The sequence below is a fragment of the Rapidithrix thailandica genome (assembly GCF_039710355.1).
Lineage (GTDB): Bacteria > Bacteroidota > Bacteroidia > Cytophagales > Flammeovirgaceae > Rapidithrix > Rapidithrix thailandica.
The window spans coordinates 123,669-144,309 of the sequence record NZ_JBDKWZ010000019.1; the positions used below are offsets into that span (position 1 = coordinate 123,669).

Here is a 20,641-nt window from a genome sequence, read left to right on the forward strand (position 1 = left end):
AAGAACTCTTAAAGCCAACATTCGGGGTGTACCTCCGGGACAAGGCCATTGCGAAAGCTTTGTCAATTGGCGTAGAGGATTCATCTAAATTGTACAAACATGAAAAAACACCAAGATTTAATTTTCAAGAACTTAAACATTCCGCTTTCTTCCATCCCGCATCATAACGATGTAGAGGGGATCGACAGGTTTTTTGCTGAAGGGTTTCCGGTGCATTTGGCGATTCACAAGATCAGTGCAATCGACAAAAATGAAGAGCAGTATACAAAACCACATGCCCATGAAGATGAGGATGAAATTAACATATTGATTCCTGAAGAAGGTAGTGAGTTGGTATATGAAATACAGTTGGGCGATGAGCTTCATGTAGTGGAAGGAGCTAAAAGTGTTTGGATGCCTGCCGGCTTGAAACACGCTTCCAATGTCATCTCCGGTTCCGGCTATTTCATAGCAATAAGGATGAAAAAAGATACGGTGAAACAGGAAGAGCTGGCAGACCTGTCAGAAGCGGCGAGCAATACTGTTAGTCCTTAAAAAAATATTAACGCATACCTTGATAGGCCTATCAAGGTATAATCGAAATTCCATATGAACACGGTGACCGTATATCGGATGGTCAATTTGCATAACACTTCAATATCAAGTATCTAACGAACAACAGAAGCATGGCGATTCAATCTGGTAGCAAACTGGAATTACCACAGTCTTATTGGGAAGGCAGGCTCGACTGCGATATGAGTAGTATATTCTCTCATTTGACCTTGAACACGGGCCAACCTGATGAATTTGAGATACATCCCTTTACGTTAAATGTCAGTCTGACTAAAAAATTGAAAAAACTGGCTGACTTGCATGAAGTATCCATCCATGCTTGTATCAGAGCGGCTCTGCAAGTCTTTCTATACAATTTCGGCGAGCAGGAAAAGGTGTGTTTATATCAACATACGGGTAAATCACTTTTTCACGAAGTGGTACCGGTTGAAGTGGATATATCAAGTTCATCAACCCTCGAGCAACTGTTGCATGTAAGTGCCAAACAGTACAATGAGGCGAGTAAGTATGCTTTACCCATATCAGTTTTAGAAAAGCTGAATGTGAGTAGTGAGAATGTAATTGGGTTTGCAATGCTTGACAGCATTCCGGATAAGTCTGCCATACTTAAACAATGGAAAGATTTCTGGCCAAAGTCAAACCTTAGTTTGTTGTGTTGTGAAAAGGACGGAATAGTTACCTGCCATTGGGTTTATAAGAAAAACCTGTTTAGTCAACAAATCATAGCCGGTTTTTCGGGCAGTTGGCAACAACTGTTAAAATCCGTTATCGAAATACCTGCCCAGCCGTTACGAAACTTAAACTTAGTGACTCCGGCACTCCAAAAGAAAATCCTGAATGACTGGAAAGGTATGCAACAGGCCTATCAGGATATGAGCAGTATTTTTGAGCGGTTTGATAACCAGGTTCTTAAAAATACTTCCAAAACGGCTTTAATATACCACGGGGAAGACGATGAGGTTTATCAAACTACTTTTGGGGAGTTGTCAAAACAGGTTGATGAGTTGGCACAGTCACTAGCGGCATTAGGGGTAAAGCCCGGAATGCGGGTGGTGATCTATACACCAAGAAGTGAATATACAATCGCAGGGCTTTTGGCAATCCTGAAACTTAGAGCGGTTTATGTTCCTGTAGACGAATCCTACCCCGTAGAGCAGGTGAGGCAAATTGTAGCGGATACTCAAGCAAGGGTGCTGCTCACTTTGACAAAAAGTAGTAATGCCATCAATGGTATGGGTGTACCATCCCTCTGCCTTGATAGTGAATGGGTGGCCTTTCAGCCAGCTCTTAAAGAAAACACCGAGAATCAGTACAACCTTGATGAAGAAGCTTTAATTCTTTATACATCGGGTTCTACAGGCAAGCCTAAAGGAGTAATCCATAGTCAGAGACAGTTGATTAATCGCTTTAACTGGCTTTGGAATAATTACCCCTTCAAGGAAGATGATGTAATGGGGCAACGTACCATGCTCAACTTTTTACCTTCGTTATGGGAACTGTTGGGAGGACTATTGCAAGGTGCTACTACAGTAATTCTCCATAATGCAGTGGTAAAGGACCCCTTAAGACTCTCCCAAGCGATATTTACCCATAAGATATCCTATTTTTCAATGGTACCTTCATTGCTCAGGGTATTTTTGGCGTCTGACCTGCCGTTTAGCCAACACTTTGCTTCCATGAAGCTTTTAATCACTGCCGGGGAGCCGCTTTCATCTGCTTTATGCAATTTGTTCTTTAAACATTTGCCTAAAGTGAAGCTGCTAAACGACTATGGTGCTACGGAGATGAATGGGGTGTTGTTTGAAGAGGTGGAATATAAGGATAAAGAACGGGTGGAGGTAAAAGGCTTTGAACCCATCCCAAATGTTGAAGCATATGTATTAAACGGTCAGGGGCAACTTCTACCGGAGAGCATACCTGGCGAATTGCATATAGGAGGACCTTCACTTGCTTTGGGATATCTCAACCAACCCAAACTCACTGAGGAGAAATTTATTCCCAACCCTTTTAGCACCGAAAAGGGTGCGCGCATCTATAAGACAGGGGATATGGCTTACTTTACTCCTGAGGGTAAGTTAATTGTAACCGGGCGTAAAGACCGTCAAGTTAAAATCAGAGGAGTTAGAATAGAGCTGAAGGGGATTGAAGACACAATCCTCACCCACCCGGAGGTAGAGCAATGTGTATTGGGTATAGACGGAGCCGAAGGAAAATCAAAGACATTAGTAGCCTACATCGTCCCGTTGAAAGGGAAAGCGCCAAAAGATGAGTCATTTATAAACTATCTGTCGTCAAAGCTGCCGGAAAACTATTTGCCTACGCGTTTTCAGGTGATTGACCGGATACCTCGCACATTAAGCGGTAAAGTGGATTATGCCAGCCTGAATGAAGTCACCTCAGCACAAAAGAGCATTGCAAATTCATCCTTCCAGGAAGATAGCCTGATGGGGATGATTCATAAAATCGCTTGTGATATACTGCAACAGGACCAAGTGGATATTACCAAGCGATGGTATGCCATAGGGTTTGACTCTATTAGTATAGTAGAGTTTATGAATAGCCTGAACCGTGAATTAAAACAAAATTTATCGGTGGCCAGTCTTTATAGCCATGCATCGGTTCGGGAGTTGACACAATTCCTGCAAGCGGGAGGCAAAGGTGAGACGCTGGTGGAGTATATTCCGGTACCCAAGGAAACGGGCAATATCATTCAACATACGGCAGCAGTAGAGCATAGAGAGGTTAAAGCAAAAGCCGTTGAGAAGAGCAAACCTCAAGAGGTTATTGCCAATGATATAGCAGTAATTGGCATGTCAGGAAAGTTTCCCGGAGCCAATAATCTTTCGGAATATTGGCATAACCTTATAAACGGGCTTAATAGTGTTACTGACTTTCCCGGAGATCGCTGGAGTATTGATAACAATGTTCAAAAGACTGATAGTGACTTACTCACCCGTGGAGGATTTTTAGAAAATGTAGACAAATTTGAACCGGCTTTCTTTCATATATCCCATTTGGAAGCGGAACTTATGGATCCTCAGCAGCGACTGTTGCTTGAAGAGAGTTGGAAGGCACTGGAAGATGCCTGTTATTCGGAGGCCGATCTCTCCGGACAGGCCGTAGGGGTATTTATGGGTATGCGGCCAGGAGATTATATGAATCTGGTCCAGCAGTCGGAATACCATCAATACGGGCATGCCCTTATGGGAAATGATATGGCCATACTGGCTGCTCGCATTGCCTATTTCTTAAACCTTAAAGGACCTGCGCTTGCTCTGGATACGGCTTGTTCATCTTCTGCGGTCGCCATCCATATGGCATGCAAGAGTATTCAGGCAGGGGAGTCGGATATGGCATTGGCAGGTGGTGTTTGTGTGTTATCAACCCCTTGGCTACATGAAATGTCCGGTAAGTTGGGCATGCTCTCCGGGCAAGGCCAGTGTAAACCCTTTGATGCCAATGCCGATGGGATTGTACCGGCAGAAGGTGTGGGAGTAGTAGTCCTTAAGTCACTTGAGAAAGCATTGCAAGATGGCGATCAAATTTACGGAGTGATCAAAGCTTCCGGTATAAATCAAGATGGCAAGACGAATGGTATAACCGCTCCCAATGCCATGTCTCAAGAAACATTGATACGGTCAATTTATCATAAAAATAAGATAGACCCTGCATCCATTAGCTATATAGAAACGCATGGTACAGGGACTAAGCTTGGCGATCCTATCGAAATAAGTGCTTTAAGCAATGTTTTTTCAAAAACGGAAAGCTCTACCTGTAATATAGGTTCCGTAAAAGCGAATATTGGCCACCCCATTGCCAGTGCCGGAGTGGCTGGTTTACTCAAAGTACTTCTCGCTCTTCAAAATGATCGAATACCACCTCAAATCCATTTTGAAAACCAAAATGAGCTATTGCATTTGGAGCAAACTCCATTCAAAATAAATATTATAGACCAGGAGTGGGTAAAACAGGGACGGCAGCCAAGACGTGCGGCTTTGAGTTCGTTTGGCTTCAGTGGTACCAATGCACATATGGTCATAGAGGAAGCTCCGAACCCGCCGCGCATAGAAACTCCAGATCTCCCAGCATATTTATTCTGTTTTTCTGCCAAATCCGAATATTCATTACAACATAAAATCAAGGACTTTCTTAACTGGCTGGAAGAAAATAAAAAGTATTGCCATACCTGCGATTTGGCTTTCTCAACTACCGCAGGTAGAAGTCATTTTAATCATAGAATAGCAATTGTTGCCGATAACCTTGAAGATCTGAAAGACAGGCTTCAAGTGCTGACAGAGGGATCGGGCCATCAGGATATTATTACCCGGGCGGCACCCAAAGACAATAGCCGGATATTGCAGTCAATAGGATGGCTTGTAAGTAATGTAGGTACAAAAAACAAAGCAACGTATAAAGAAAAACTAAAAACGTTAGCCGGGGCTTATGTAGCTGGAGCGCAAATTGAATGGAAAAAGCTATATAATCCGGAAAGCGGTTGTCGCAGAATTTCTATACCGGCCTATCCATTCGAACAGACCCGACACTGGGTAAAAACAGTAAAGAAAAGGAGCAACATTGCAGAGGAAACTCGTGTAATCGCACAAGAAGCTACCGGTGATGTATTGCCGGTTATAAAAATTGAAAACTGGCTAAAAGAATTGTTTGCCGGAGTGATCAATACCCCGGCCAAAGCGCTCCGGTCTGAAGATCCAATGGAGCATTATGGCATTGAATCAATCATGATTCAAGAGCTAAATAAAGTGCTCGAAAAGGAAATTAAGGGTATTTCGAAAACACTTTTCTTTGAATGCCAGACAATTGCCCAGATAGCTTTATATCTGCTGCAACACCATGGAGATACCATGGCGCAAAAAGTAATGGGGACAAATGAAGACGTTCCTGTTGTAAAGCCACTTGCTAATTCTAACCCTGAATCAAGACCCTTTAGAAATCAATTTTCAAATACACCTTCGGCTGACAAGCAGGTGGCTATTGTAGGGATGAGTGGACGTTATCCACAAGCAAAAGATCTGAATGAATTTTGGCAAAACCTGGTCAATGGCAAGGATTGTATTACCGAAATTCCGGCTGAAAGATGGGATTTTGTCAATAGGTTTTCATCCGATTTGAAAGAAAAAGATAAGATCCATGGTAAATGGGGAGGGTTTATGGAGGATGTGGACAAGTTTGACTCCCTCTTTTTCAATATATCACCGAAAGAAGCGGAATTGATTGATCCACAGGAGCGATTGTTTCTCGAAATGACCTGGCATGCACTCGAAGATGCAGGCTACACCCGTTCGTATCTTCAAGAGTATAGAGTGGGTGTGTATCTGGGAGCGACATGGAGTGAATATAAGCTATTAGACCAAGACAAAAAAGAAAGCGAAAGGCTGTATCCTAATTGCTCATTGGCTTCCATTCCCAACAGGGTGAGTTATTGGTTTAATTTTCATGGTCCCAGTATTGCCATTGATACCATGTGTTCCTCTTCGCTTACTGCCTTGCATTATGCCCATGAAGCACTGCATAGAGGGGAAATAGATTTTGCCGTTGTGGGAGGCGTAAACCTATCCTTACATCCTTACAAGTACCACCTGTTGAGTGGAGGACAGTTCCTTTCCTCGGAAGGGAAATGTCGCAGCTTCGGGCAGGGGGGGGATGGTTATGTGCCGGGTGAGGGAATAGGCGTAATGATTCTCACTTCTCAGGAGCGAGCTTTGTCGGATAAGACCCCAATACATGCCCTGGTAAAAGGTACGGCTATAAACCACGGAGGCAAGACCAATGGCTATACGGTGCCGAACCCTAACGAACAGGAGCGACTGATCATACAAGCCCTAAACGAAGCAAAAGTTGACCCCGAAACCATATCGTATATAGAAGCGCATGGCACGGGTACTTCCTTGGGTGATCCCATAGAAGTGAAAGGCCTTACAAAAGCATTTGAAAAGTTTACAAACAATAGAAGCTTTTGTGCCCTCGGTTCGGTAAAGTCAAACATCGGACATTTGGAAGCTTGTGCAGGTATGGCAGGCATAACCAAAGTCCTCCTGCAGATGAAGCACAAGACACTTGTTCCGTCTATACATACAGATAGTCTAAATGAAAATATAGACTTTGCCAATACTCCTTTTTATGTTCAAAAGTCATTACAACACTGGGAGGTAACCAGCGTAAAGGGAAACAAAGAAGAAGCATTGCCACGAAGAGCAGCCGTAAGTTCATTTGGTGCCGGAGGAGCTAATGCGCATATAATCCTTGAGGAATACCCACATACGGATGACTATGTTGAGCAACAACCATCCGGTGTCGAAGAGTTGGTGGTATTGTCAGCAAGGAATAAAAAACAACTCATCGAGAGTGCACAAAACTTATGGCAATTTCTTGAAAGTGATAAGGAGTCCGTCATATGGGCAAATGGCGGGAACTCTGTATATAGTGAAATTCAAACTATTTTTGCAAGGCAAATCGGGGTTGAAGATACATTGATCAATGCGGATGATGAATGGGACGATCTGGATATAGACCTGGTTTCGTTGATGACATTTAACCGGTTGGTCAGTCAGAAGTTCAATATGCATGTGGATGAGCAACTGGTATATCAGGCATCAAGCTTAAGCACTTATATCAAAGAATTTTCAGAAAAGTATCCACACGTAACAAAGAAAAATACCTGGTTCCAATCTACGAAGCATAGCCTTCGGAGCATTGCGTATACATTGCAAGTGGGGAGGGAAGCATTGGATGAAAGAGTTGCCTTTGTGGTAGACTCCGTTTCCTCACTAACAGATTCTCTCAAACGTTTTATCCATCAACAACCGGACAGTAATACCTATACGGGAAACCCCAAAAAAGCCCGGGTAAATAGCGAGCCGGAAAAAGAGGAAATACGGCAATTAATCGCAGAACGCAATTTGGCAAAGCTTGCGGGCTTATGGGTAAGCACAAGTGTTTGGGATTGGACGTCTTTCCAACATTCGACCAAAGGCACGAAAATATCCTTGCCTTTGTACCCCTTTAAAAGGGAAAGGCATTGGCTGCCGGAAACAGAGCCTGCACTTGTCAGTGATCAGCAAGAAGTGCAAACAGAATATTTACATCCGTTGCTACATAAAAACGGCTCTTCGTTTTTATCACAGTCTTTTGAGTCAAATTTTCACGGGGGTGAATTTTTCTTTGAAGACCATAAAGCTGAAATTGAAGGGATCAGACATAAAGTATTTCCTGCCGCAAGTTTCCTCGAAATGGCTTATCAGGCTGGAAAATACTCACTAGAAAATCAAAATTTAATCCTCAGCAATGTCATTTGGGAACAACCTCTCATTGCAAACGAAGGTGACATAACAGCTCAATGCAAGTTGAACCCTTTAAACGAGGGGGCAGTATGGACGGTCAGCAACAAAAATATAAAATGTGCTCAAGGACAGCTTCGTGTTTCTTCAAATGCGGAAACGATGAAAGCTCCGGTAGACATTACCGCTTTTAATGGGAAGAGATATGAAAAGGAACAGTTGTATGAAGGCTTTAAAAGCAGCGGAATGTACTATGGAAATAGTTTTCGTTCATTGCAGTATATTGATATTCATGGCGATTCATGTCTGGCAAAAATAAGAATCCCTTCTTCATGTAGAGAAGGCTTATTTGAGTATACCATGCATCCGTCATTGTTAGACGGGGCTTTTCAAACGGTCATTGCATTAATGGATAATTTGGAGGGTACTAAGACCCGGTACTTACCTTTTTCTTTAAAAGAAATGCAGATAAGTGGCCCTCTTCCCGAAGAGTTGTATGTGTTTACCCAACTTAGTGTGAATGCTAATGGCAGTAATGATAGCCGCGTGTTTGATATCTACCTATTGACTAACGAAGGCAAGGTAATTACCCAATTAAAAGAGTTTACGATAAAGTCGTTAGGCAAAACAGTGGAGAAGGGGCAACACAACCAAACAGTGGGATCGAATCTCTATTTTCAGCCTGCCTGGAAGCCCCAGGACATTACCACCTATGATCGTCAGGTAGAGGAAGGGTGTATTCTTTGGATAACAGATGAAAATACACTTTATGAGGAATATCAACGGCTACAAACTACAAGGCATATTGTTTTAGTCAGCCAAGGAAAAAAACTACAAAAAGTATCGGGCAATACTTATGAACTGGATTTTCTTAATGAAAGCCATATCGAAGGTTTGTTTCGGCAACTCAAGAATGAAAAAGTAGATATTAAAAAAATAGTTTATCAGGTACCCGGAGCAGGTTGGGAGAACCATAAAAAAATGAATACAGCTCTGGACAACTCCATCTATGTACTTTTTGTATGGGTACAACAATGGCTAAAAGTGGATGCCAATGCGAGAGACAAACAACTGCTTTACATTTATCCGGATGAGGAAAACTATAAGACGGCCGCATTTAAAGCGGTTGGGGCATTTGTCAGATCGATGAATCTGGAAAATCGATTGAATAATTTCAAAACGCTTGCCATTCAGGCGGGAGAGTTAACTACTTCGCAGCAGGCCCGATGGGTAGAAAGTGAATTAAACATTAGCTCTAGCCAAGGTGAGGAAATTCGCTACATAAGTGGCAAACGGCATGTAAAAAGACTGGAATCCTTAGCCTTGCCTCCGTTTCATAACAATGCCCAAGGGTTTAAGGAAGGAGGTACTTACCTGATTACAGGTGGCATGGGAGGCCTGGGGTTAATCTTAGCTCGTCAAATTACATCTGCAATCCCACTAAATGTAGTATTGTCGGGAAGGTCAGTTCTTTCTGAATCAGGACATAAAATACTGTCGGATTTGCAAAAGAAAGGGGCAAATGTAGAATACATGCGCTGTGACGTTACCGATGAAAACGCGGTGAGGCGGCTGATACAAAACACCAAAAACCTATTTGGTCAAATTAATGGGGTAGTGCATTGTGCAGGAGTAATGAAAAGTGCTTTTATTCAAAATAAAAAGGTCGAAGATGTTTCTGAAATAATAGCTCCTAAAGTATACGGGACTTTATACCTGGATCAATACACGGCTGAAGAGCCTTTGGACTTCTTTATCCTTTACTCATCTATCGGAGCCACAATAGGTAGCGCGGGTCAGTGTGATTATGCATATGCCAACAATTTTATGGACCATATGGTCGCGTATCGGGAAAAGCTTAGAGAAAATGGAGGCAGAAGGGGAAAAAGCCTGTCGATCAACTGGCATCTCTGGGCAAATGGTGGCATGCAGGTTAATGAAGATACTCAAAAGCTTTTTGAAAAAACCTTTGGTATGTATGCTCTTGAAGAGGAAGATGGGTTGAACGCGTTGAAAATAGGCCTGAATGCACCTGTTTGTAATTTTATGGTGGTGAAAGGCGATGAGCATAAGATCAATAAAGTGCTGAACGTAAACCGGGAAGCTTTTGAAGGACCGGAAGCAATCAAGAGTACTCATACACAACAGATGAATGGTGAAACCCATGCAAAGAAACGATTGCTTGAGAAGGATTTGACTCAGATGGTTTCTGGTATCTTAAAAATAGATATGGAAGACATAGAATTGGATACCGGAATTGACGAATACGGATTTGAATCGGTTTCATTTACTGAGTTTGCCAATACAATCAATGAGCACTATGGGCTGGATCTTATGCCCTCTGTATTTTTTGAACATGCTACATTAGCTTCTCTGGTAGAGTACTTGCTTGAAGAGTATCCTGAAATACTTCATCGTTACGATGCTCATATAGCAGCGGCAGTGGAGGAAGTGCATCCTTCGGAAAATTTGAAAGAACCTATGCTACAGAGCCAGATTACTGATAATGGCATAGGACAGAAGCCAATTCGTTATCAGGAGCAAAGGCAGATCAATATAGGAGGAAACCAAGGCCCGGAACCCATTGCCATTGTAGGGCTTGACCTCAAAATGCCCGGAGCAAATGATTTACAAAGCCTATGGCAGTTACTGGAAGAAGGAAGAGATGTTCTTACGGAAGTACCTGGTGATCGTTGGGACGTAAAAACCCCGGAAAATTCTAAATATAAGTGGGGAGGTTTTCTGGATAATGTATTTGCCTTTGATGCTCCCTTCTTTTCCATATCACCGGCAGAAGCCCGGTATATGGATCCTCAGCAGCGTCTGTTGTTGGAGTCTGTCTGGAAAACCATAGAGGATGCAGGGTACAAGGCCAGTGAATGGGCGGGAAAAAATGTAGGAGTATTTGTCGGAGTGGCTACGGCTGATTACGATCATTTGCTGAGAGCAAACCAGAAGGAAGGTGATTTTCAAGTAACTACCGGCAACTCACAAGCCATCCTTACCAATAGAGTATCCTACTTCTTTGATTTTAGAGGACCTAGTGAACCGGTAAATACCGCTTGTTCCAGTTCTTTGGTAGCCTTACACAAGGGGGTAGAAGCTTTAAGGAATAAGACCTGTGAGATGTGTATCGTAAGTGGCGTCAATATCATTTTAGATCCCTCGAGTCATATAGCGTTTGGCAATGCCGGGGTTTTATCCGAAACCGGCAAGGCCAGGGTTTTGGATCAAGATGCGGATGGCTATGTGAGGTCGGAAGGAATCGGTACGGTAATGTTAAAACCATTGGCACAGGCCATTGCGGACAATGACCATATCTATGCAACTATACGCAGTACTCATGTCAATCATGGTGGTCGTGTGAATTCGGTCACCACACCGAATCCCAATGCTCAGGCTGCGTTAATTGCCGAGACCCTACGCAAAGCGAATATAGATCCGCTTACCCTTGATTATATCGAACTACAAGGCATTGGCCTTCCCCTTGCCGACTCTATAGAATTTAATGGCCTTCATAAAGCTTTCAAAATGCTCTATGAAGAGCGCCAATATGATGAATTGCCGGTTAATTACTGTGGAATAGGAGCCGTTAAATCGAACCTGGGTCATATGGAAGCTGCCGCAGGGATGGCGGGCTTATTCAAAGTCTTGCTATCCATGAAGCACAATAAGTTGCTTAAAAATGCCAACTTTAATTCCCTAAACCCGCAAATCAAAATTACCGGCACTCCTTTTTATGTACTGGATACAAACAGGAATTGGGATAAACCCGACAGCCAAAAAGAGGCTCCCAGACGGGCCGGAGTCAGTACATTTGGCTTTGGCGGGGTAAATGCACATGTTCTTTTGGAGCAATATCACATGGCGGCTACTTCTCAAGAGGGGTATTTGGAAAGGCCTATGTTGTTTACCCTGTCAGCCAAAAATAAGGATTGCCTCAAAGCTTATATTAATAGTATACTCCGGTTTATAGATCGTTCAGAGGTCATTCCTCTGGCTGATTTTCTGTACACCCTGCAAGTGGGGCGTGAAGCCATGCCGGAGCGTATAGCAGTGGTGGTAGATTCAAAAGATCAGTTGACCGGAGAACTAAAAAGCTATTTGGGTATAGAAGATGGAGATCATAATGTCTTGTTTGGTAATGCGAAGCAAAGAAAAGAGATGGCATACCTGCTGGAGGGGGAAGAAGGGCAAGCCTATTTTGAGGCATTAATGGCCAAGCAAAATTTAAGAAAACTCGCGCAACTCTGGGTACAAGGCATCCATATAGAGTGGGAAACGCTATACGAAGGGCAAAACCTGAAGCGGATTTCCGCACCTACCTATCCGTTTATGCAAACCAACTATCATTTTGACGATAGGATACCTACAAGCATTGAAGAGCCAAGTCCTGTGAACAAGAAACCGGAGAAGGGTCAGAACGCTGTGTTGGATGAACCCACCTGGCAACTTACGAATATGGTAGCCGGGCTATTGGGTATGGCCCCGGAAGAAGTACCTACAGAGGAATCTTTGCACCTCTTGGGACTGGAATCGATGAAAGCGATCAAACTGTTGTCACTCGTAGAAGAACAGTTTGATGTGAAGCTTTCCATGAAAGTTCTTTTTAGGCAAGCTACGGTACAAAAGCTGGCCGGTATCATTAAAAGCAAACATAAAGAGATGCCTCTAACTCAGCTGTAGAGTTATCGAAGGACAACGGAGTTAACTTGGAGGATCAACTTCATTTTACAAGCCTGATTTATGCAGTTCATAATTATTTATTGAAAGGACCATGGATAAAAAAAATATAGAAAATACGCCTATAACTTTTCCGCTGAGTGAAGGTCAGGAAGCCTTATGGGTTGCCCAACAGATGAATCCTGGTAGCTATGCCTACACTATTCCTTTGGCCTATTGGCTGTCTAAGGATACTGACCTTAAGGTGCTGAAAAGTGCTTTTCAGAAAGTCCTTCAAAAACATAAAATATTGGCAGCACGGATAGGTCTTGAAGATGGAAGACCGGTACATGTATTTGAGAGGGGAGAAGAAATACCATTTACGATAACGGATGTTCATCATCAAAGTGATGCCGAGCTTTTAAGTATGGTTAGCCAAGATAGCAAAGAGCCCTTCGATCTGGAAAAGGACTCCTTGATAAACGTAAAAGTATATAAGCGCAAAGACGGTCAACATATACTGTTAATACTGGTGCATCATCTGGTATTTGATGGTGTTTCTGTCAATATTCTGTTGGAAGACTTACTTACTTTTTACTATGGTCAGAATGAAAAATCCTTACCAACACCTTTCCGGGAATATGTAGAATGGCAACAAAACATGCTGAACGGGCCGGAAGGAAATAGACTCGAGGAATTCTGGAAGTTGCAGGCCCTGGAACAACTTGACCCACTTGTACTTCCTGTCAGTACGACAAATGGCTCACGGAAACCAGAAGGAGAAGTATTTGCCATTAATGTAGATGCGGATCTGGTGCGGGAGTTACGCATATTGGCTAAACATTCGGGCAGTACCGATTTCGCCTTGCTACTTAGCTTTTATTATCTGTTGTTAAACAAGTACTCGGGACTTACCTCTATGGCCGTGGGGATACCGATGATAGGTCGGCCCGGAATGAAATTTGAGCAAACCGTTGGCTGCTTTATAAACATGGTAGCATTACGGGGGGACTTACCTGCCGGTTCCTCTTTTCAAAACTTACTGGAACAGGTGAGCGACCGGGTTTTTGAGGCCTATGACCATAGTCAGTACCCACTCTATACATTTAAGAAAGCATTAAAAGCCAACGGGCATTCCACCAATCTTTTTTCCACGGCTTTTTACTATCAAAAAATTGAAGCGCTGCAAGTAAAAGATATTGATGGAATCTTAGGAAAAAGAATCGAAAACATACGGCAGGTTGGGGAATTTGATTTGACATTAGAAGTAGTAGAGCATCCAGAAGGTACTTTCGAATTGTTTTTCAAATATAACTCCAACCTATATCAAGCAGGTTTCATCCGGCAGTTTGCCAATCATTTTATAGCTCTGTTGAAAAATATGTTACCAAACCCGGAGCAACATTTGAATGCCATCAATCTCGAAACCTCAATCAATAATAATGATGGTCCCAGTGTGGCGGAAGCCCTTTCTTTGCCAAACACAGTAGACCTCATTCAAAAACAAGCAGAAAAGCATCCGGATAAAATTGCTGTAGTTTGTGAGGGTAATACACTGACTTATCAAGAACTAATTGAGAAAAGTAAAAAAATCTCCCGGTACTTATCATCCCGAAATATTCAGGGCACGCTGATAGGTGTATTTGTGGAGCGTAATGAAAATTTGCTTCCCATATTCATGGGTATTTTGGCTTCGGGCAATGCCTTCGTTCCCCTTGATCCGGTATATCCGAAAGAAAGGCTGGCGCATATGTTGAAAGGATCGGTATCCTGGGTGCTTTCAAATGAAAGTTTGAAAGCACTATTACCCGAAGAAGATTTCAGTACTCTAATCTATAGTGAAATACTGCAAGAAAAGGTAGAGGAAATCCCGTTGCCGGATATCTTACCCGGTGATCCTGCCTATGTGATTTTTACATCGGGATCAACGGGTAAACCCAAAGGTGTTGCTATTAGTCATAACAGCCTGAGCAATTTTTTGCTTTCTATGCAAAAGCGGCCGGGTATCACATCCTCCGATAAACTGCTGGCAGTAACTACAGTGTGTTTTGATATCGCCTACTTGGAACTCTTCCTGCCTTTATTGGTGGGTGGAACCCTTGAGATTGCTACGAATGCAATTACAAAGGATGGTATCCTGTTGAAGGAGCGCTTAGATAAAGGAGATATATCCGTAATGCAGGCAACACCCAGCACCTGGAAAATGCTTCTTGCCGCAGAGTGGGATGGGGCCTCGGCCTTTAAGGTGCTTTGTGGTGGAGAGGCCCTTAGTAAAGAGTTGGCAAACGCTTTATTGGAGCGAAGTGATTCCGTTTGGAATATGTATGGGCCTACGGAGGCCACCATTTGGGCATCCGTGGCAAAGGTAGAGTCGGGTAAATCCATCGTATTGGGTAAGCCGGTGGATCACATGGAGATGTTGATACTGCACGAAACGGGTGGTGTTTGTCCCATTGGCGTACCCGGAGAAATATATATTGGAGGTACGGGATTGGCCATCGGTTACTTAAACCGGCCGGAAGAAACCGCGGCAAGGTTTGTCAACGTGAAAGTTGGCAACACCCTGAAGCGGCTGTATAAAACCGGAGACTTGGGGAGGTATACAGAAAGCGGAGAGGTAGAATATCTGGGGAGAATCGATCAGCAAATAAAGCTAAAAGGTCACCGGATAGAGCTGGAAGAGATAGAACTTTCCTTGCAAAAGATGAGGGGGGTAACGGATGCTATAGTCGTAAAAAGGGAGTCCCGATTGGTCGCTTTTCTCAAAAGCAATAAGGATAAAGTATTGTCCGAACGTGAACTCAGTGAAAACCTGAAGACCACGCTTCCCGGATACATGGTTCCCTCAACATACTATTGGGTCACCGGATATCCATTGACACTTAATAAAAAAATAGACCGGAAGTCGCTGGAGCAAAAAGCATTGACGGAATTGCCCGTAATTAGTAATAATGATAAGCAATCGCCGGCTTCAAGGAATATTTCCCAACCGAATGCCGAGCGAGAGTCCGTAGAGCAATTCTTAATCGAAGCGATTAAGGAAATACAGTTGTTGGATACGGAACAAGTTAGCAGATCGAGAAATATCGGTGAATTTGGTTTCGATTCTATTGGTTATACCACTTTAGGTGTTAAGATCAGTAAGCACTTTCATAAAAAGGTGACTCCGGCTTTATTTTTCGAATACCGGACCATTGAAGAGATAGCCTCCTATCTCCTGGGAGTCAACCACGGGGATAGCAGAAAGTCGGGTAAAGAGGAAATTCATAGCTTTCAAAAAGAAAATAAAAGCCCTTCCCATGACGAACCCATTGCCATTATTGGTATGGCAGGGAAGTATCCACAGGCGGATAGCCTTCAAGAGTTTTGGGATAAACTGGAAGCCAATGAAAATTTAATCACAGAAGTTCCCTCTTCGAGGTGGAATTGGAGAAAATACTTCGGGGATGTACATAAAGAGCGTAACAAGACTAACTCCAAATGGGGAGGCTTTCTGAACCAGGTAGATAAATTTGATGCTTTCTTTTTTGGCATATCCCCGCGTGAGGCAGAACTTATGGATCCTTTGCAAAGGATCATGCTGGAGATGACCTGGCATACTTTTGAAGATGCGGGATACAAACCCTCGGACCTGGCAGGGAGTGATACGGGGGTATTCATTGGCTGTGTAAGTTCGGATTATACGGAATTGATCCTGAACAGCGGTTGTGAAATAGTACCTCATACGGTGTCGGGTATGGCTAAAACCATGGTGGCTAACCGGATTTCTTTTATGCTGGATTTAAGAGGTCCCAGTGTAGTCATAGATACCGCCTGTTCCAGTTCTTTGGTGGCAGTGCATGAGGCCCTTGAAGCGATTAGATGCGGGCATTGCAAGGTAGCATTAGCAGGTGGTGTTAACGTGATGTTGAGTCCATTTGGCCATATCGCGTTAAGCAAAAATGAAATGTTAAGTCCTGATGGTTCCTGCAAAGCATTTGATGCTTCGGCCAACGGTTATGTACGCGGAGAAGGAGCCGGATTGATACTGCTCAAGCGCCTTTCGGATGCCCAACAGGATGGGGATCATATTTATGCAGTGATACGGGGCTCTTCAGAAAATCATGGAGGACGGACAAACTCTCTAACGGCACCCAACCCCAATGCACAGGCAGACCTCATTGTTGAAGCAATGCAAAAAGCAAAAATTCATCCTTCCACCATCAGCTATATGGAAGCGCATGGAACGGGCACGGCTTTGGGGGATCCTATTGAAGTGAATGGCCTCAAACAAGCTTTTCAACGCTTTATCAATAATGATAAAAGTGAAAATAAACAGGTGGCGTATTGTGGTATAGGATCGGTAAAAACAAATATCGGGCATCTTGAAGGGGCAGCAGGTATTGCCGGGTTGCAACGTATAGTCTTGTCTATGCAACAGCAAAAACTAACCGCCAATGTGCAACTTAAGGAAGTAAATCCCTATATCGATTTGGATAACAGTCCTTTCTATCTGGTTCAACATTCAAAAGAGTGGAAGCGCTTACAAGATGATAAGGGGAGTGAAATACCGAGAAGAGCAGGAGTGAGTTCCTTTGGCTTTGGAGGGGTCAACGCTCATGTTGTGCTGGAAGAGTACACTGAAAATCTTGCTTCAAAAGCAAACGCTGTCAATAATAAGTATCTGATAGTGCTTTCGGCTAAGACTGAGAATCAATTGAAAAAGAAGGCCACTCAGCTAAGGGATTATCTTATCAATAAAGGAAAGAAACACTCCCTTGCAGATATCGCGTATACCTTGCAAAGAGGTCGTGAAGCCATGAAAGAGCGCTTGGCTTTTGTGGTAGAAAATCAAGAGGAGGCGCTTGCTAAATTATCCTCAATTGTTGAGAGTAATTCGGATTCAGAAGTGTATCGGGGCAGTGTGAAAAAACAAACAGGCAACAACTCGTTGGTAGAGGGGCTTTTGGAGGAAGAAGGGTTTCAGGAAATTTTATTACAACGCTTAAGTAGCAAAGGAAATCTCAAGGGACTTGCCAAGTTATGGGTCAACGGAGTGGAGCTTGCCTTTGAAGAACTATACGATGATAAACCCCATAGGCTTCCGCTTCCGGTATATCCATTTGAGGCGGTAAGGTACTGGCTTCCGGTAGATAAACCGGAGGGTTCTTTGATCGATCTTATGGTTCCGAATAATGAATTCAATACCAGTGTATTTGAAAAAACATTGAGTAATCAAGAGCCTCTCGTTAAGGATCATGTAGTAAACGGGAAATATGTGTTTCCTGGAGTCGGTTCGTTGGAAATGGTTTATGAAGCCGTCAGCAAGCTTAAAAAAGGCCCTTTTAGCTTGTCAAAAGTCTACTGGCTGAAACCCTTGGTAATAGATCAAGAAGTAAAAGTGAAAGTAGTATTGAAGCTTAGGGATACTCACTATGATTTTGAAGTATTGGACTCCGATGATGAATTGTGTACTACCGGATCTATACAACTTTTAGACGTGGGGCCTCAAGAGTCTTTGCCAATAGATGGGCTGCTGTCCGGACAAAAGATTGACTTTGACCGGTTTTATAGGAATATGCAAGATAAAGGGGTGTACTATGGAGCTTACTATCAGGTGGTTCGATCTGTAAGGGTCAATGGAAGTGAGGCGATGGCGGTAATGAAAGTTAGTGCTGACTTTGAACACGAAACTTCTTGCTTTTATCTGTCGCCTGCACTGATGGACGGGGCTTTACAGACAGTGGCAACCTTAATGATGCACCTGGAAGCGGATAGCGGCCTGAAAGTGCCGTTCAGCGTGGGTCAGGTAGAATTTTTTGCCAAACCGAAGGCGTCTTGTTATGCGTATGCTACCAAATCAAATGATGAAAAGTACCATGTAGCCATTCTTGATCAAAACGGTAAAGTATGTATTAAGCTATACGATGTGGTCAATCGTACGATGAATAAAAATGAAATGACCGCGCCCTCACACTATCATCATGTAAAATGGGAACAGGTTTCCTTAGAAGGGAATAAAGTTTATCACCGAGATGTAAACAGACTTTATATACATACAGCCTCTAACAAAGCGGAAGCAAAGTCGCTTACAGGTATTTTGTCAGGCGGGGTTTCCTTTTTATCACTTGAAGAAATCCTAAATGAAAATGCAGAAACAGGCTCATCGGCAATATCCGGAATACTTAAAGAAAAAGGACTGATACATGAAATCATATACCTGGGAGGCTTTCAGACAGCACCTGTAAATCTGGAAGATACAGAGCAAGGTACCATACAAGCAGAACAGAGTGTCAGAGGTCTGTTTAGAGTGATGAAGTTTTTGGCAAAACAAAAACTTCTGGATGAAAAACTTACCGTCTGTATTATTACCAACGACACCTGTGCTGTTACGGGAGGTGAAAAAATTCAGGCCTTTAACGGGGGACTTTTAGGTTTGGTACAAACCTTAAATGAAGAGTATCCCAAAAGCTGTATCAGACATTTGGATTTGAGCCTTTCTGGCTCAGAGATAGCTTCAGAAAGTAAATATATAAAAGAGTTGATACCTCAACTCAGAAAAATGCCGGTTCTTATGACCCTCCGCAGAGGCCAGGTATACCGACGGAGCTTGTACCCTTTGCACTTGCCTTCGGGCCGGGCGAGCAAGTTTGAAGCGGGAAAAGTCTACCTGATCCTCGGAGGGGCAGGAGGTCTGGGCCGTGTGCTCAGCGACCACCTCAGCCGGAAACATCCGGTCAAACTGATCTGGATAGGGCGCAGCGAGTTGAATGCCGGGCAGCAAGCCCTGATGCGGACGATCGAATCCCGGGGCAGTGAAGTGACGTACCTTCAGGGGGATATCGGGGAGGCTTCGTCAGCGGCTTCGTTGTTTGCCCGTGCCCGGGCTGCCTACGGTTCCATCCACGGGGTGATCCATTCCGCGCTGGAACTCCGGGACAAGCGATTGGAGCAGCTGGAAGAGGCGGACCTGCTTGCGGTGCTTGCTCCAAAAGTGCAGGGCAGTGTTTATTTCTACCAACAGCTTCGGGAAGAGCCCTTGGATTTTGTGTTGTTCTTTTCCTCCCTGAACGCGTATGTGGGGAGTCCGGGTCAGAGTAACTACGCTTCGGCCTGCACGTTTCAAGACAGCTACGCGGAAGCCCTCCGTTCGGAGCTGTCCTGTCCTGTCCAGGTGATTAATTGGAGTTACTGGTCGGAGAGCGGGATTGTCTCGACGGAATATTACCGGGACTTGCTGGAGTCGTTGGGTCTTTACGGTATCCGGAACGGTGAGGGTCTTCAGGCGATAGAAGAGGTGCTTTCCTCAAGGGTTTCGAATGTGGTGATGGTGAAAAGCCGTGGACGTTTGTTGGAAAAATTCGGATTTCATGATCAGCCGGAACACCTCCTGCAAGCTGTACAACAACCGGTTTCTGTCAAGGGCTTGGTTCCGGGCGTTTCGTCTTCACAGGCGGGTTTTGAGCGGTTGCGGGAAGGTTTTGAAGAGTTGTTGTCCTGGAGTGGCCGCTTGTTGCTTTACAGTTTTCAGCAAATGGGAGTCTTTCACCGGGGAGGCGAGGAGTATGAGTTGGAGTCACTCCGGGAACGCTTGGGGATTGTCCCCGGTTATTTCCGTTTATTCCCCGCGCTACTCGATATTTTAAGTCAGTCGGGTTACCTTTTGCAAGAGGGGGAGAGTATTATCACAAGGGAAGGGATCGGTCTTGAGGACCGGGAAGTTCTTGAAAGGGAGGGCCAAACGCTATCAGGCTTGCAGGAGTCACTATCGGCGTATGTGCGTCTGGTGTGGGAATGTGTGATCCGTTACCCTTCGATTTTGCGGGGGGAGGAGAGTGCGGTATCGGTGATGTTTCCGGAAGGGGACAAGAGTTTGGTGGAGGGAATCTACCGTGGGAATGCTTTGGTGGACCATTACAATGAGTTGGTGGCGGGTCTGGTAAGGGAGTATGCGGAGCAGAGAGGGAGATCGGAACGGCTGCAAATCCTGGAAGTGGGCGCGGGTACGGGAGGAACGAGTAAGTTTGTATTGGAAGCATTGCGGAACTGGGGCGGTCCGGTGAGGTATCATTATACGGATATCTCTGCGAGTTTTACCAACTATGGAAAAGAGACGTACTTGCCGGAATATCCGTTTATGGAGTTTTCCTTGT

The 20,641-nt window shown here is 44.0% G+C and carries 3 protein-coding genes; all 3 read left to right on the forward strand.

Features of this window, described 5'->3' with window-relative positions; all coding sequences use genetic code 11:
- Window positions 1-99: 99 nt before the first annotated feature.
- Window positions 100-534 (forward strand): cupin domain-containing protein, encoded by a 435-nt coding sequence (locus AAG747_RS24625; protein ID WP_346823914.1) that lies wholly within the window; start codon window positions 100-102, stop codon window positions 532-534.
- 131 nt (window positions 535-665) lie between these two features.
- Window positions 666-12,533, forward strand: coding sequence for an amino acid adenylation domain-containing protein (locus tag AAG747_RS24630; RefSeq protein ID WP_346823915.1), 11,868 nt, complete (start codon window positions 666-668; stop codon window positions 12,531-12,533).
- A gap of 91 nt (window positions 12,534-12,624) precedes the next feature.
- Window positions 12,625-20,641: amino acid adenylation domain-containing protein (locus AAG747_RS24635; RefSeq protein WP_346823916.1), on the forward strand; the 8,017-nt coding region annotated here is incomplete at its 3' end.